The sequence below is a fragment of the Streptomyces sp. NPDC006294 genome (assembly GCF_042870895.1).
Lineage (GTDB): Bacteria > Actinomycetota > Actinomycetes > Streptomycetales > Streptomycetaceae > Streptomyces.
In genome coordinates, this window is sequence record NZ_JBIAHV010000023.1 from 13,465 (window position 1) to 27,497 (window position 14,033).

At 72.7% G+C, this 14,033-nt stretch carries 13 protein-coding genes; 6 read left to right on the forward strand and 7 right to left on the reverse strand.

Annotation, left to right across the window (positions count from 1 at the left end):
* Positions 1 to 75: 75 nt before the first annotated feature.
* Positions 76 to 738, reverse strand: coding sequence for an esterase/lipase family protein (locus ACFYOP_RS30885; protein WP_388453585.1), 663 nt, complete (start codon positions 736 to 738; stop codon positions 76 to 78).
* Positions 739 to 1,189: 451 nt separating this feature from the next.
* Between ACFYOP_RS30885 and ACFYOP_RS30890 the strand changes: the two genes are divergently transcribed.
* The 4 genes from ACFYOP_RS30890 (at position 1,190) to ACFYOP_RS30905 (ending at position 4,612) form a co-directional block, all read left to right on the forward strand.
* Positions 1,190 to 2,146 carry an N-acetylmuramoyl-L-alanine amidase gene (locus ACFYOP_RS30890; RefSeq protein WP_356891373.1) on the forward strand — a complete coding sequence of 319 codons (957 nt, stop codon included), beginning with the start codon at positions 1,190 to 1,192 and terminating at the stop codon, positions 2,144 to 2,146.
* Positions 2,147 to 2,295: 149 nt separating this feature from the next.
* The gene (locus ACFYOP_RS30895; RefSeq protein ID WP_356891371.1) at positions 2,296 to 3,147 is read left to right on the forward strand and encodes a DUF5336 domain-containing protein; all 852 of its coding nucleotides are present in this window, start codon (positions 2,296 to 2,298) and stop codon (positions 3,145 to 3,147) included.
* Between the two features lie 111 nt (positions 3,148 to 3,258).
* Positions 3,259 to 4,269, forward strand: coding sequence for an LLM class F420-dependent oxidoreductase (locus ACFYOP_RS30900; RefSeq protein WP_356891369.1), 1,011 nt, complete (start codon positions 3,259 to 3,261; stop codon positions 4,267 to 4,269).
* A 52-nt stretch (positions 4,270 to 4,321) separates the two neighbouring features.
* Positions 4,322 to 4,612, forward strand: coding sequence for a hypothetical protein (locus ACFYOP_RS30905; protein ID WP_356891367.1), 291 nt, complete (start codon positions 4,322 to 4,324; stop codon positions 4,610 to 4,612).
* Positions 4,613 to 4,832: 220 nt separating this feature from the next.
* On the opposite strand, the gene ACFYOP_RS30910 is transcribed toward ACFYOP_RS30905, so the two are convergent.
* The 3 genes from ACFYOP_RS30910 to ACFYOP_RS30920 are packed head-to-tail and all read right to left on the reverse strand — an operon-like array spanning position 4,833 to position 8,026.
* Positions 4,833 to 5,912, reverse strand: coding sequence for a prenyltransferase (locus ACFYOP_RS30910; RefSeq protein WP_356891365.1), 1,080 nt, complete (start codon positions 5,910 to 5,912; stop codon positions 4,833 to 4,835).
* The gene (locus ACFYOP_RS30915) at positions 5,909 to 6,661 is read right to left on the reverse strand and encodes a class I SAM-dependent methyltransferase (protein WP_356891363.1); all 753 of its coding nucleotides are present in this window, start codon (positions 6,659 to 6,661) and stop codon (positions 5,909 to 5,911) included. The genes ACFYOP_RS30910 and ACFYOP_RS30915 overlap by 4 nt, the downstream gene beginning before the upstream one ends.
* Before the next feature lie 39 nt (positions 6,662 to 6,700).
* Positions 6,701 to 8,026, reverse strand: coding sequence for a glycosyltransferase family 4 protein (locus tag ACFYOP_RS30920; RefSeq protein WP_356891361.1), 1,326 nt, complete (start codon positions 8,024 to 8,026; stop codon positions 6,701 to 6,703).
* A gap of 178 nt (positions 8,027 to 8,204) precedes the next feature.
* On the opposite strand from ACFYOP_RS30920, the gene ACFYOP_RS30925 reads away from it, so the two are divergent.
* The gene (locus ACFYOP_RS30925; protein WP_356891359.1) at positions 8,205 to 8,870 is read left to right on the forward strand and encodes a TetR family transcriptional regulator; all 666 of its coding nucleotides are present in this window, start codon (positions 8,205 to 8,207) and stop codon (positions 8,868 to 8,870) included.
* An 82-nt stretch (positions 8,871 to 8,952) separates the two neighbouring features.
* Here the strand turns inward: ACFYOP_RS30925 and ACFYOP_RS30930 are convergent, their stop codons facing one another.
* From ACFYOP_RS30930 to ACFYOP_RS30940, 3 genes are all read right to left on the reverse strand, one after another.
* Positions 8,953 to 10,866 carry a hypothetical protein gene (locus tag ACFYOP_RS30930; RefSeq protein WP_356891357.1) on the reverse strand — a complete coding sequence of 638 codons (1,914 nt, stop codon included), beginning with the start codon at positions 10,864 to 10,866 and terminating at the stop codon, positions 8,953 to 8,955.
* 93 nt (positions 10,867 to 10,959) lie between these two features.
* Positions 10,960 to 11,193 carry a ferredoxin gene (locus ACFYOP_RS30935; RefSeq protein WP_356891355.1) on the reverse strand — a complete coding sequence of 78 codons (234 nt, stop codon included), beginning with the start codon at positions 11,191 to 11,193 and terminating at the stop codon, positions 10,960 to 10,962.
* Positions 11,193 to 12,653, reverse strand: coding sequence for an aldehyde dehydrogenase (locus tag ACFYOP_RS30940; RefSeq protein WP_356891353.1), 1,461 nt, complete (start codon positions 12,651 to 12,653; stop codon positions 11,193 to 11,195). Before ACFYOP_RS30940 ends, ACFYOP_RS30935 begins: the two co-directional genes overlap by 1 nt.
* Positions 12,654 to 12,733: 80 nt before the next feature.
* Between ACFYOP_RS30940 and ACFYOP_RS30945 the strand changes: the two genes are divergently transcribed.
* On the forward strand, positions 12,734 to 13,798 hold the full coding sequence (locus ACFYOP_RS30945; RefSeq protein ID WP_356891351.1) for an MBL fold metallo-hydrolase: 1,065 nt from the start codon (positions 12,734 to 12,736) through the stop codon (positions 13,796 to 13,798).
* The last annotated feature ends 235 nt before the right edge of the window (positions 13,799 to 14,033 follow it).

The window sequence follows — 14,033 nt, forward strand, 5'->3', positions numbered from 1 at the left end:
TGCTCGGCACGCGTCGGCGCCGCCGCGCCGGGTCGAGGACGGGCAGTCGGCGGAATCATGCCGCCGGCGTGCGGGTCAGCGGTTGATCATGTCGCGGGTCTGGGCGTACACCGTCGCGTCGGTGAGCAGACCCGTGTGTGAGACGCAGCTGGTCTTGGTGTTGACCGCGCCGGACAGGGACACGGAGCTGTCCGGGTTGATCACCGTGTCGCAGGGCGACCACCAGGTCGCATAGCGGGGCGCGCCCGGGGTTTCGTCACCGGAGTTGAGGGCGGTGAGGAAGCTGGAGCCTATGCGCATCTCGGGGCAGGACGTGTCGAAGCATGCGTTGGCGGAGTCGGTTCCGTGGTTCGGGCCGCCCAGCGACACCCAGGCCTCGGTCTTGGCGGTCCCGTCGAGGTTCTTGAGGTAGTAGCGCGAGGAGAGGCCGCCCATGGAGTGGCTGACGATGTCGACCTGGTCGGCCCCGGTGGCCGCGAGGACACGATCGACCTCGGTGGACAACTGCTGGGCGGTGATGGTGTTCGACTGACGCGAGTCGTAGTTCCACTGGTGCAGGTGGGAGGACGGCCAGCCGTCGGCCCTGAAACGGTCGGCCATGGTGTTCCAGTTGCTGCTGCCACCGTTGTAGCCGTGCACGAACAGGATGGGGTTGCTGTCCAGGGTGAAGCCGGAGGTGCTGGACGCCTGGGCAGGAACCGACGCTTGCACGGCGAGAAGGGCGCCGGCTGCGGCCATGACGGATTTCTTCATGCGGTCCTCGACTCGAAGGGTGGGGGTGGGGAGAAACGCTCGACGGCGCGTCGCGGTGGGGAGCGTGCGCGCTGGGCTCTTCCCGGATCGCAGGAAGCGGTACCTGCGGGCGTGCCGGGCGTGCCGGGCGAAGGATTGGCCGCGGCTTCAAGGGGAGGACACCGGTGTCGTTGCGGGGGTGCGCAGAGCGTACTGACCGGTAGGTGCGCATGGTCAAGAGGTGTGCGCCAAGTTCCTCGACCGTCCGGCCGGGGGCGGCAGCATCGCGGAGCGCGGGCTGCCGGTGATACACGACACCTTCCCGGATACGGGCCCGCACCGGCACCGCAGGCCGGGGATCCGCGCCAGGGCTCCGCTCCATAACCGCGGGACCGGTCGGGTGCTACACCGTCGGCCAGGCCGACCACCGGCCCCGCCGCCCGCTAGCATCGCGACCGTGTCGTACGACGAGAACCAGCACCATGCCCCCCGGCCGCGCCCTTCCCGGCGGGCCCTCGTCGCCGTGGTCGCGGGCGCGGCGCTCATTGCGGGTGGTACGGGCGGATGGCTGGTGTGGCAGGCCGAGGGTTCCGGGAGCGGCGGCGCCCCCACCGGGTCCGCCACCTCCGCGGGCAAGCCGGGCGGCTCCGAGGCCCCGTCCACCTCACCGACCCCGTCCGGGTCCAAGTCGGTCACGCCGCCCGGCTCGTCTCCCTCGGCCTACCAGTCGAAGAAGACCGGCCCGCTCGCGGGCAAGGTCGTCGTCGTGGACCCGGGGCACAATCCCGGCAATTTCTCGCACACCAGCGAGATCAACCGGCAGGTGGACATCGGAACCAATCGCAAGGAATGCGACACGACGGGCACGGCGACCAACGCCGGATACCGGGAAGCCGATTTCACCCTCGATGTTTCACGACGTCTTCGCACACTCCTCGAAAAGCAGGGTGCACGGGTCGAATTCACCCAGGACGCCGATCGTCCGTTCGGTCCGTGCATCGACAAACGGGCACGATTCGGCAACGAAGCAAAGGCCGACGCGGTCGTCTCGGTCCACGCCGACGGCTCCGCGGCCGGCAACCGCGGGTTCCATGTGATCCTCCCCGATCGGGTAAAAGCGGGCGCGGCCGACACCTCGCGGATCGTGGGCCCCTCGCGCGAACTCGGCGAGCGGATCGCGGGCCGGTTCCTCCGCGCCACCGGAAGCTCCCCCTCCAACTACGTGGGCGGCGGCACCGGCCTCGACGTACGCGACGATCTGGGTGGACTCAACCTTTCGACCGTGCCCAAAGTCTTCATCGAATGCGGCAATATGCGGGATCCTGAGGATGTCGCTCTGCTCACCAGCCCGAGCTGGCGGCAGAAGGCAGCCCAGGGAATGGCGGACGGGATCAGCAGCTACCTGACGCGGTGAGTGCGATACCGGGCGGACGTCCGGAACCGTCAGACGATAGATTCACCTCTACGATGGGGAGTCACCCCCGAGCTCCGCGTCAGCGCACACCGCCGACAGGCGGCGGCGAAGACCGCCCCGATGATGAGACGACGACGAAGGATTCTTACGTGAACATCCGCTCCCTCACTCGAGGCGACGGCGTGGTGATCGGAGCAGCGGTGGTGCTGTTCATCGCCTCGTTCCTCAGCTTCACCAGCTACGAATGCCCCGGCGGTGGCGACTGCGGCGCGAGTTACAACGCCTGGGACTCCCTGAGCACGGTGATGTCGATCTACATCGCCGGAATCATCGGCGCCGGGCTGCTGGTGCTCAGTCGCGCCATGCCGGGCCGCAAGGTCGCGGGCCTCGAGCTCGGGCAGTTCGGTGTCGCGCTCACCATCTTCGCGCTCTGGACGATGTTCTGGACGATCATCGACATGAACAGCGCGGGCGCGGGCGCCATCCTCGGACTGCTCGGCACGATCGCCCTCGCGGGCGGCGCCGTCGCCACCCCGCTGGTCCCGGCGCTCAAGGCCCCGCTGGTCGGCGCCCCGAGCCCCGCTCCGATCGCCGGTCAGCAGCCGTACGGCATGCAGCCCCAGCCGCAGGGCGGTTACGGCTACCCGGGCGCCGGCGCGCAGCAGCAGCCGTACGGGGCCCAGCCCCAGCCGGGTCAGCCCCAGCCCTACGGCGCCCAGCAGGGCGTCCCGCAGGCGCACGACGCCGGCCAGCCGGCCGCCGCCGCGGCTCCGGCCGACGCCTCGCAGGGCGGTGCGCCGTCGGACTTCACCCCGTTCTGGTTCGCCGTGCCGGTGGCCCGTCCGCTGTACGGCGAGGACGGTTCGCCGACGCCGATCGCCGAACTGGCGCCCGGCACCTGGTACCTCGCGGTCGAGCAGCGCGGTCCGGGCCTGGTGGCCCAGACGCAGGACGGACGTCGCGGCGTCCTCCAGGACACCACGGGCATTCAGCGCGGCTGACCCCGCCCGTGCACCGCACGGCCCCTCGCCCTTCCGGGCCGGGGGCCGTTGCCGTACCCTGACGCCCCGTCAGTCGGTGGTGTCGGACCACGGGGACCACGGGAGGCAGACGTGCGACTGGGACTCGCCCTCGGCTACTGGGGCCGCGGCCCCGACCCCGGCCATCTCGAACTGGCCCGCGAGGCCGAGCGGCTCGGCTACGACTCGGTGTGGACGGCGGAGGCGTGGGGGTCGGACGCCTTCACCCCGCTCACCTGGATCGCCGCGCACACGTCCCGCATCCGGCTGGGCACGGCCGTGGCGCAAATGGCCGCGCGTACGCCGACGGCCACCGCGATGCACGCGCTCACCCTGGACCATCTCTCCGGCGGCCGGATGACGCTGGGCCTCGGCCTGTCGGGCCCGCAGGTGGTGGAGGGCTGGTACGGCCGCCCGTTCCCGAGGAGCCCGCTCACCGCGACGCGCGAGTACGTCGACGTCGTCCGCCAGGTCCTCGCCCGCGCGGGACCGGTGGAACTGGCGGGGCGCTTCCACTCCCACCCGTACGCGGGCGGCGACGGCACCGGAACCGGCAGGCCGCTCAGGTCCATCACGCACCCGCTCCGGGCGGACCTGCCGCTCCTCCTCGGCGCGGAGGGCCCGAAGAACATCGCGCAGACCACCCGTATCGCCGACGGCTGGCTCCCGCTGTACTGGTCCCCGCTGCGGACCGACGTGTACGCGCCGTCCCTCGCGGACCTCCCGGAAGGCTTCATGGTCGCGCCGATGGCCCGCGCCCGGGTCTGCGACGACGTCGCGGAAGGGCTGCTGCCGGTGAAGGCGATGCTCGGCTTCTACATCGGCGGCATGGGCCACGCGGCCCGCAACTTCCACGCCGGCCTGATGGCCCGGATGGGCTTCGAGGAAGAGGCCCGGCGGATCCAGGAACTGTTCCTGGCGGGCCGCAGGGAGGAGGCCGTACGCGCTGTGCCGGACGCCTTCGCCGACGAGATCTCGCTCGTCGGGCCGCGCGAACGCATCGCGGAACGCCTCGACTTGTGGCGTGCCGGGCCGGTGACGGACCTACTGGTCACGGCGCCGGATCCACGGACGCTGCGGGTGCTGGCCGAGCTGAACGCGTAGCGCGGCGGGCCCCGGGGCGTTTCACGCACGCACAAGCGGTAACACGCCGTACATGACAACACGCGCAAGCACCACCACTACCGCGGCGAGGATCATCGCCGTCGTCGCGGACGTCATCGCCTTCGTCATCGGGCTGTGGATCCTGATGTACCTGCTGGACGCCAACCGCGCGAACGACCTCGTGGAGTTCGTCCGCGCCACGGCCCGATGGCTGGCGGGCTGGTCGCACGACCTGTTCACGTTCGACGAGGAGTGGGCGCGGGTCGTGTCGGGCTACGGCCTGGCGGCGGTCGTCTACCTCTTCCTGGGGCACGCGGGTGCGAGGGCGCTGCGACGCCGCTGACGCGTGTGCGCCGGGACGCGCCCGGCGTCCCGGACCGGGCACCGCGCGGGCCCGTCCACCGCGGCGGGTGACGCCTGCGGCGGGCGTGTTCCCCTACCCGCCCCTCCCCGTAACCGGGGCAAGCCCCGGACCCCGTACGGCCTTCGGCCGTGCCCTCAAGGCCGCCCGGCGATTGAGGGGCAGAGCCCGGGGAACGGACCCGCACCGCAACCCGCCCGCCTCAGCGGGCCCCGCAGCAGTCCGGGGTCAGCCCCCTCGGCAGCCGCTCTCCGCCGAACACCGCCACCGTCGCCTCGTCGCCCCCCAGCGCCGCCACCGCCAGCAGGAGCGAGCCGGCCGTCCAGGTGGTCAGCTCTTCGGGCCAGATCGCGGGCTCACCCTCGAAGACGTAGCCCGTCCAGTACAGGCCGCCCTCGGCGCGCAGGTGCTGGACGGACTGGAGGATCTCCAGGGCGCGGTCGGACTCGCCCATCGCCCAGAGCGCGAGGGCCAGTTCGCAGCTCTCGCCGCCGGTGACCCACGGGTTCGGCAGGACGCAGCGCACCCCGAGACCCGGCACCACGAAGTCGTCCCAGCGTGACTCGATGCGTTCCTTGGCCGCCACGCCGGTCACCGCGCCGCCGAGGACCGGGTAGTACCAGTCCATGGAGTAGCGGTCCTTGTCGAGGAAGCGCTCCGGGTGGTGGCGGACGGCGTGGGCCAGCGCGCCCGCGGCGAGTTCCCAGTCCGGCTGGGGCTCCTCGCGTTCCTCCGCGACGGCCAGCGCGCAGCGCAGCGCGTGGTGGACGGAGGAACTGCCGGTCAGCAGCGCGTCGTCGACCGGCGTGCCGTCCTGCTCGCGCTTCCAGCCGATCTGCCCGCCGGGCTGCTGCAGCGCGAGGACGAACTCGATCGCCGCGTACACGACGGGCCACATCCGGTCGAGGAAGGCCTCGTCGCCGGTGGCGAGGTAGTGGTGCCAGACGCCGACCGCGACGTAGGCGCAGAAGTTGGTCTCGCGGCCGTGGTCGGTCACGGCGTCCGCGTCGCCGTCGTGGTAGGCGGCGTACCAGGAGCCGTCGCCGTTCTGGTGCCGGGCGAGCCACTCGTAGGCGCGGGCCGCGGCGTCGTGTTCGCCGGCGGCGTCGAGGGCCATGGCGGCCTCCGTGTGGTCCCACGGGTCGAGGTGGTGGCCCCGGAACCAGGGGATCGCACCGTCGGCGCGCTGCGCGGCGAGGATGCCGGCGACGGTCTCCGCGGCCTGCTCCGCGCTCAGGACCCCGGGCAGGACAAGGTGGTCTGTACGTCCCGGCAAGGTCACTTGGCGGCGTCCACGGCGTCGGAGGGAAGGTGCGGCTTGGTCGCGTAGGCCACGAAGCTCTTGCCGATCAGCGGGTTCAGCGCCTGCTCCGCGACCCGGGTGGCCAGCGGTTTCTTCATGATGTCCCAGACCAGGAGCTTGTGGTACGCCTTCACCGGCAGCGCTGCGTCGTCACCGTCGCGGCCGACTCCGAAGGCGCACTTGAGCCACCAGTACGGCGAGTGCAGCGCGTGCGCGTGATGGGTGCCGTAGGGGCGCAGACCCGCCTGCTTCATCTTGCCGAGCAGTTCGTCGGCCCGGTAGATGCGGATGTGGCCGCCCTCGACCTCGTGGTACGCGTCGCTGAGCGCCCAGCAGACCTTCTCGGGGCCGTAGCGGGGGACGGTGACGGCGATACGGCCGCCGGGCCGCAGCACGCGGACCATTTCGGCGAGCACGCCCTTGTCGTCGGGGATGTGCTCCATCACCTCGGAGATGATGACGACGTCGAACGACTCGTCGGGGAAGGGCAGGTTGAGGGCGTCGCCCTCCATCGCGGTGGCCGTCGCGCCCGCCGGAGCCTCACCGGCCTCCTTCATCGCGGCGAACCACTTGGCGACCTCGCGGATCTCCTCACCGTTCTGGTCCAGGGCCACGACCCGGGCACCGCGCCGGTAGCACTCGAACGCGTGCCGGCCGGCGCCGCAGCCCAGGTCGAGCACACGGTCGCCCGGGGCGAGCGGGAAGCGGGAGAAGTCGACGGTCAGCACGGGGAGTCTGCCTTCCTGCGGGGCGGGGCGAGGGGGATGTCAGGAGGTACGGACCGCGGCGGGGGACGCCGCGATCGCCTCTCGGTAGCGCTCGGCGGTGCCGATGGCGGCCTGTTTCCAGGTGAAGCGCGCCAGCACCCGGGCCCGGCCCGCGTCGCCGAGGCGCGCCCGCAGGCGCCCGTCGCCGAGGAGCCGGCGCAGCGCGGCGGCCAGCGCCTCCGCGTCGCCGGGCGGGACGGCCAGGCAGGTCTCGCCGTCGGCGCCCGCGACTTCGGGGATCGCGCCGCCGGTGGTGGCGACCAGCGGGGTGCCGGTGGCCATGGCCTCGGCGGCGGGCAGCGAGAAGCCCTCGTAGAGGGAGGGCACGCAGGCGATCTGGGCGCTGCGCACCAGGTCGACCAGTTCGGCGTCGGTGATGCCCTTGACGAACTCGATGGCGTCCTGGAGCCCGTAGCGCTCGATGAGCTGTGCCACCGGGCCGTCCTCGGCGCGCTTGCCGACGACGACGAGGTGGGCGTCCGGGTTCTCGGTGCGGAGCTTGGCGAGCGCCTCGACGAGGTGGACGAGCCCCTTGAGGGGGACGTCGGCGCTGGAGGTGGTGACGATCCGGCCGGGGACCTCGGCGACCGCCGGGTCGGGCGAGAAGAGGTCGGTGTCGGCGCCGATGTGGACGACGTGGACCCGCTCGCGCCGTACGCCGAGGTGGTCGACGATCTCCTGCTGCGACGAGCCGGAGACGGTCAGCACGGACGGCAGCCGGCGGGCGACGCGCTTCTGCATCCGGGTGAAGCCGTACCAGCGGCGTACGGAGGCGCGGCCCTTCCAGTCGGCGGCGGCCCGGAGGTCGAGCTGCCGGTCGACGGTGATGGGGTGGTGGATCGTGGTGACGAGCGGTGCGCCGACGTCGCCGAGCAGGCCGTAGCCGAGGGTCTGGTTGTCGTGGACGACGTCGAACTCACCGCGCCGGGCGCGCAGATGGCGGCGGGCGCGCAGCGAGAACGTCAGCGGCTCGGGAAAGCCGCCGGTGCGCATGGTGGCGACCTCCAGCGCGTCGACCCAGTCGCGGTACTCGTCGCGCTTCGGCGTGCGGAACGGGTCGGGGCTGCGGTACAGGTCGAGGCTGGGCAGCTCGGTCAGCGGGACGCCCTCGTCGAGGACCGGGTAGGGCTGGGCGCCGATCACCTCGACGTGGTGGCCGAGGCGCGCGAGTTCGCGTGACAGATGGCGTACGTAGACGCCCTGGCCGCCGCAGAACGGGTTCCCTTTGTACGTCAGGAGCGCGATCCGCAGCGGAGCGTCGCCACCGCGGCCGGACCTGCCGGACGTGCCCGCTCGGGGGCCGGCCTCTATGGCCTCTGCGGTCACCCGTGGCCCCCTTCTCACTGCGTTTCGGCGGAGCGTAATCGGTCGCGCTAATCTAGAACAAGTTACAGACTTGATCGTTCAAGGAGCTTCGAATCTACCCGGCGGTAGCGCAACTGTGACCGGCGGATCAGGTGATTCCCGCCACGGCGGGCGCGCGCAGGAACGGACTACGGGACTGATGACAGCGGAAGGCGGGCCGGTGCTCCCCGCGATGCCGCCCCTCACGGAGCGGCAGGAGGCGCGCCGCCGGCGCATCCTCCACACGAGCGCGCGGCTCGCGAGCCGGGGCGGATTCGACGCGGTGCAGATGCGTGAGGTCGCCGAGTCGTCGAGCGTGGCGCTCGGCACGCTCTACCGCTACTTCCCGTCCAAGATCCATCTGCTGGTGGCGACCATGCAGGACCAGCTCCAGCACCTGCACACGACACTGCGCAAGCGCCCGCCGGGCGGCGACAGCGCGGCGGAGCGGGTCGCGGAGACGCTGATGCGCGCCTTCCGCGCGCTGCAGCGCGAGCCGCATCTCGCGGACGCGATGGTACGGGCGCTGACCTTCGCGGACCGCAGCGTGAGCCCGGAGGTGGACACGGTCTCGCGGCAGACGACGGCGCTCATTCTGGACGCGATGGGCATCGAGCACCCGACGCCGGAGCAGCTGTCGGCGGTCCGCGTGATCGAGCACACCTGGCACTCGGCGCTGATCACCTGGCTGTCCGGGCGGGCGTCGATCGCCCAGGTGAAGATCGACATCGAGACGGTCTGCCGGCTGATCGACCTGACGGAGCAGGGCGCTCCGGCGACGCCGGCCGCGCCCGCGAAGGCCCGGGCGCGGAGGGCCGCGCGGTGACCTGACCCCGGATCACGGGACACGGACCCCGGATCGCGGGACACGGGACACGGATTGCGGGTCGCGGGTCGCGGGTCGCGGGTCACAGCAGCAGAACGGCGGTCCCCCACAGCACGGCCGCCGCCAGGACCACCGGCCCGAGCGGCATGCCCTGCTCGGCCGCCGTGGCGTCACGCGCCGGGCGCAGGGCCGGGTCCTGCCACAGGGCGCCCGCCTCCTCCGCGGCACGGACGGCGGCCGGGTGACGCCCCAGTCTGCGTTCGAGCCAGGCCCAGCCCGTCGGGGACAGGTTGACGTCCTTGCCCTCCGAGACGGAGACCCGGATGCCGTCGTCGGTGTGCTGGACTCCGGTGATCCGGTTCCAGGGGACACGGCTGACGCGCCAGGCTCCGTTCAGCCACAGACCTCCGTGGTCGGCGGTCACCCGCCAGTTGAGGGCGGTGGAGACGGAACCGATGAGCCACGGCATCCCGAGCACGAGGAGGACGAGCCACTGCCATGCGAGTTCGTCGCCGAGTGCGGCCCAGGTGCCGCCGCCGTGCACGAGCAGCAGGAACAGGCCCACGGCCCGCGACCCCCGGCCGGCGGACCAGGTGAGCGGGTCGACGGTGGGCTCCATCGAGGCGCCGGCACGGCGGTCGTCCGGACCGACGGAACCGCCGGAGAGGCGGCGGGAGCGCCCCGGGACGTCGAACAGCTTCGCCGTCGCGGGCCGTACGGGCGTGACGCTGCACTCCACCGACACCTCCCCGTCCTCGTCCGCCGCGATCAGGACGACTTCGGCGCCGGCGAAGGGAGGGCCGAACAGGACGGCCTCGCACAGCGGCGGCACCGGGTCGGCGCCGCCCAGGGCGGCGACGGCCTTGGCGGCCTCGGCGGCCCACTCCTCCCTCGCCGCCTCCGCCTCGAAGGCGAACCGCTTCTCGTCCTCCGCCCCGTCGTCCTCCTCCTCCTCGTCGTCGTGGTCGGCGGCGTACAGGGACTGGAAGTGCAGCACCGGACGCTCCGCCGCGAGGTCGTCGGCCGCGTACACCCAGGTCCGGCTGTCCGTGTGCCCCTCGCGGACGAGGACCCTGAGCGCCGGCAGCGGTGCGCGGCGCAGCCGGAGCGCGCGCAGGTGCCCCGTCGCGCCGTTGGCCAGGAAGGCGAGTCCGGGCACGGCGGTCACCAGCAGCAGCAGTTCCCAGCCGAAGACGTCGTACGGCTCGGCGGCCAGGGTCGCCCATTCGCCGTCGACGACGAGTTCCACGGTGCTGCCGACCGGGTGGTCCTCGGGGTAGGCGGTCTCCACGGTGTGCGAACCGCCGTCCGGTGACGCCACCTTGAGGGCGGTGACGTCCTCGTCGTCGGTCACCCGCGTGACCTCGGCGGCGACGCGGGAGCCGTGCGCGGCGTGCTCCTCGTACGCGTCGACGACCTGCTGGACCCGCAGGAGGGCGAACATGCCCACCGCCAGCAGGAGTGCGGCGAGCGCGAAGCTGAGGCGGCCGCGCCGGAAGTGGCCGGCTGCCGCGGGGAGGGTGTGCCTGGCGGGTCCGGCGGCCTGTTCGGCGAGCAGCCGCTGCCGGCTCGCGGCGGCCAGCCGGTGGACGATGGTGACGACGGCGTAGGCGAGGGCCAGCACCATCGCGAGGTCGGCCGCCCCGTCGAACGCGGCGACGAGTCCGGCGTCGAGAAGACCGCCCGCGACGGTCACGCCCAGGCTCACCAGGGCGAGCCGGGGCAACCGCCAGATCCAGTACAGCGACAGCAGCCCCACGCCGGCGAGTGCGGCTCCCCACCAGTCGGTGCCGCACGGTTCGGCCGGGGTGCAGGCCGCCTCCGGGGCTGCCGCGACCGACCACACCATCGCCACGACGAGCGCGCACACCGGCCACAGGGGATGCGCCCAGCGCGCGGGGGCGGCGGCCGACCATCCGGCGGCGTCGGCCGACCGCCAGGCGGGCACGCCCGGGGGTGTCCGGTCGGCCGGCAGGGGAAGAGGGAGTTCGCTCACCCGCGCATTATCACCGGGCCGGAATGCGGTGTGTACGGCGGTACGTACGACGTGGCCGTGTCGTCCAACTCATCTCGTTGCGCCGCTCTTTGCCTACTCCTCCGGGGGGAAGACCGTCTCGCCGCTGTCCGCCAGCGTCAGTGTGATCGCCTCGACGGGGCAGTTCTCCGCCGCCGCGAGGAGCTTCTCGCCCGCGTCGGCGGTCGTGGCCCGCGCGTGCGACTGGCGGGCGGAGTCCAGGTCGAAGGCGTCGGGGGCGTGGCCCACGCACATGCCGGAGCCGATGCACACGCTGCGGTCCACCTCGATGCGCCAGCGGTCGCCCATCAGTTCCCCCCGTGTCCGGCGGGCAGGTGGATCATCTTGTGCTCGAAGTACTCGCCGTACCCCTCGGGCCCGAACTCCCGGCCCATGCCGCTGTTCTTGTAGCCGCCGAAGGGGCCGAGCATGTCGAGGCTGAAGGTGTTCACGTTGTACGTGCCGGTCCGCACCCGGCGGGCGAAGTCGACGCCGTGCTCGACGTCGGAGGTCCAGACACTGCCGCTCAGGCCGTACTCCGAGTCGTTCGCGATCGCGGCGGCCTCTTCCTCCCCGTCGTACGGCAGCAGGCAGACCACCGGGCCGAAGATCTCCTCGCGGGCGATGCGCATCGTGTTGTCGACGCCGCCGAAGAGCGTCGGCTCGACGTACCAGCCGCGTTCCCGGCCGGCCGGGCGGCCGCCGCCGCACAGGACCTTGGCGCCCTCATCCTGGCCGATCCGGATGTAGTCGAGCGAGCGGCGCCGCTGGCGTTCGGCGACGAGGGGGCCGACCTGGGTGGCCGGGTCGAGCGGGTCGCCGACGACGAGCGCGGAGGCCGCGGCGGTGAACGCCTCGGCGATCTCGTCGTAGCGGGCGCGCGGCGCGAGGACCCGGGTCTGGGCCACGCACGCCTGGCCGTTGTTCATCCAGGCGGCGGGGACGATCCCGGCGACGGCGGCGTCCAGGTCGGCGTCCGGGAGAATCACGGCGGCGGACTTGCCGCCGAGTTCCAGCGTCACGCGGGTGAGGTTGCGGGAGGCGACCTCCATGACCCGGCGGCCCGCCGCGACCGAGCCGGTGAAGGACACCTTGTCGACGCCCGGGTGCCCGACCAGGTACTCGCTGACCTCCCGGCCCGCGGGCAGGATCGACAGCACCCCCTCCGGCAGCCCGGCCTCGCGGGCCATCTCGCCGAGGAGATACGCGTCCAGCGGCGTCTCCGGCGACGGTTTGAGGACCACGGCGCAGCCCGCGAGCAGCGCCGGCGCGAGTTTGGCGGCGGCGGTGAACTGGGGCACGTTCCACGGCACGACGGCCGCGACGACGCCCACCGGTTCGCGCCGCACCAGGATCGGGCCGAGGACGCCGGCGCGGCGCTCCTCGTACGTGAAGTCCCGGGCGACGGTGATGGCCGAGTCCCACACCATCATCGCGCCGAGCGCCTGCGCGAGGACGCTCCACGCGTACGGGGAGCCGTTCTGGGCGCTGATGATCCGGGCGATCTCCTCGTGCCGCAGCGCGATCGCGTCCTTGATCCGGCCGACGACCTCGATCCGTTCGGCGAGCGCCATCCGCGGCCAGGGCCCTTCGTCGAAGGCCCGGCGCGCGGCGGCCACCGCGCGGTCGACGTCCGCCGGGCAGGCGTGCGGGACGCGGCCGACGACCTGCTCGGTGTGCGGGGAGATCACCTCGATCACGTCCGTGCCGAGCGGAGCCGTCAACTCGCCGCCGATGAACAGTTCTCCGTGTTCCACGAGCTCGGTCATGACTGCTGCCTCCCGCCGGAGCGCGCTATCTGACACAGTTTCAGAACTGATACCAGTTCCAGTTACAGGGGGCAATGGTGATGGCGCCGACGACAGACGAGGCCGCGGTCCCGCTCGCGTACGACCACGGCGGCGGTGTCCACTCCCTGCGCGTCCCGATCCCGGACAATCCGCTCGGGCACACCCTGGTCCATCTGCTCGACACCGACCGCGGTCCGGTCCTCGTCGACACCGGATGGGACGACCCCGCCGCCTGGGACGCGCTCTCGGCGGGCCTGGCCGCCTGCGGCACCTCGCCCGCCGCGATCCACGGCGTCGTCGTCACCCACCACCACCCGGACCACCACGGCCTGTCCGGCCGGGTCCGTGAGGCGTCCGGCGCGTGGATCGCGATGCACGCCGCGGACGCCGGCGTCGTCCGCCGCACCCGCGAGGCCGAGCCCGGCCTGTGGCTCGACTACCTCGCCGGCAAACTCGAACGCGCCGGGGCGCCCGAGGCACACATCGCGCCCCTGCGCGCCGCACGCGCCTCGGGCAGCACCGGCGGACTCCCCGGAACGCGCCCCGCGCTCCCCGACCGGGAGATCGTCCCCGGTGAGCTGCTCGACCTGGCGGGCCGCAGACTGCGGGCCGTGTGGACACCCGGCCACACCCCCGGCCATGTCTGCCTCCATCTGGAGGAGGCGCACCCGGCGGGCCGCCCCGGCAACGGCCGCCTCTTCTCCGGCGATCACCTGCTGCCCGGCATCACCCCGCACATCGGCCTCTACGAGGACCCCGACGACGCCACGGTCACCGACCCCCTCGGGGACTACCTCGATTCGCTGGAACGCGTCGGCCGCCTCGCCCCCGCCGAGGTCCTCCCCGCCCACCAGCACGCCTTCACCGGCGCCGCGGAGCGAGTCCGGGAACTGCTCGCCCACCACGAGCAGCGCCTCACCGGCCTGCAGACGCTGCTGGCGGAGCCGCTCACGGCGTGGGAGGTGGCGGTGCGCATGGAGTGGAACCGGCCGTGGGAGCAGATCCCGTACGGCTCGCGGAACATCGCCGTCTCCGAGGCGGAGTCCCATCTGCGGCGGCTGGTGAAGCTGGGCCGCGCGGAGCTCGCGCCGGGCGGGGACCCGGTCCGGTACGTGGCCGTGTGACCAGTGCCCCACGTTCACATGTGCGACCGGCCGGTAGAGTGTCGGCGTCGTCATCATTACCCGTACGGGGGGAAGCCGGTGCGAATCCGGCGCTGATCCCCTCCCCTCGCCATGCGCTTCGCGCAAGCTGGGGATGCCCCATGCCGTAAGCCGCCTGTTTTCCGAGGCGGCGAGCCGGAATGCCCCGTACGCGGTCGTGACCGGCTCGTGTCACCGGCAGCCCGCCGGTGACCGG

What these genes read in the sequence shown, in the direction of transcription:
- ACFYOP_RS30925 (WP_356891359.1), top strand. Translation starts at nt 8,205, where the DNA reads ATGACAGCGGAAGGCGGGCCGGTGCTCCCCGCGATGCCGCCCCTCACG.
- ACFYOP_RS30885 (WP_388453585.1), bottom strand. Translation starts at nt 738, where the DNA reads ATGGCCGCAGCCGGCGCCCTTCTCGCCGTGCAAGCGTCGGTTCCTGCC.
- ACFYOP_RS30935 (WP_356891355.1), bottom strand. Translation starts at nt 11,193, where the DNA reads ATGGGCGACCGCTGGCGCATCGAGGTGGACCGCAGCGTGTGCATCGGC.
- ACFYOP_RS30945 (WP_356891351.1), top strand. Translation starts at nt 12,734, where the DNA reads ATGGCGCCGACGACAGACGAGGCCGCGGTCCCGCTCGCGTACGACCAC.
- ACFYOP_RS30905 (WP_356891367.1), top strand. Translation starts at nt 4,322, where the DNA reads ATGACAACACGCGCAAGCACCACCACTACCGCGGCGAGGATCATCGCC.
- ACFYOP_RS30940 (WP_356891353.1), bottom strand. Translation starts at nt 12,653, where the DNA reads ATGACCGAGCTCGTGGAACACGGAGAACTGTTCATCGGCGGCGAGTTG.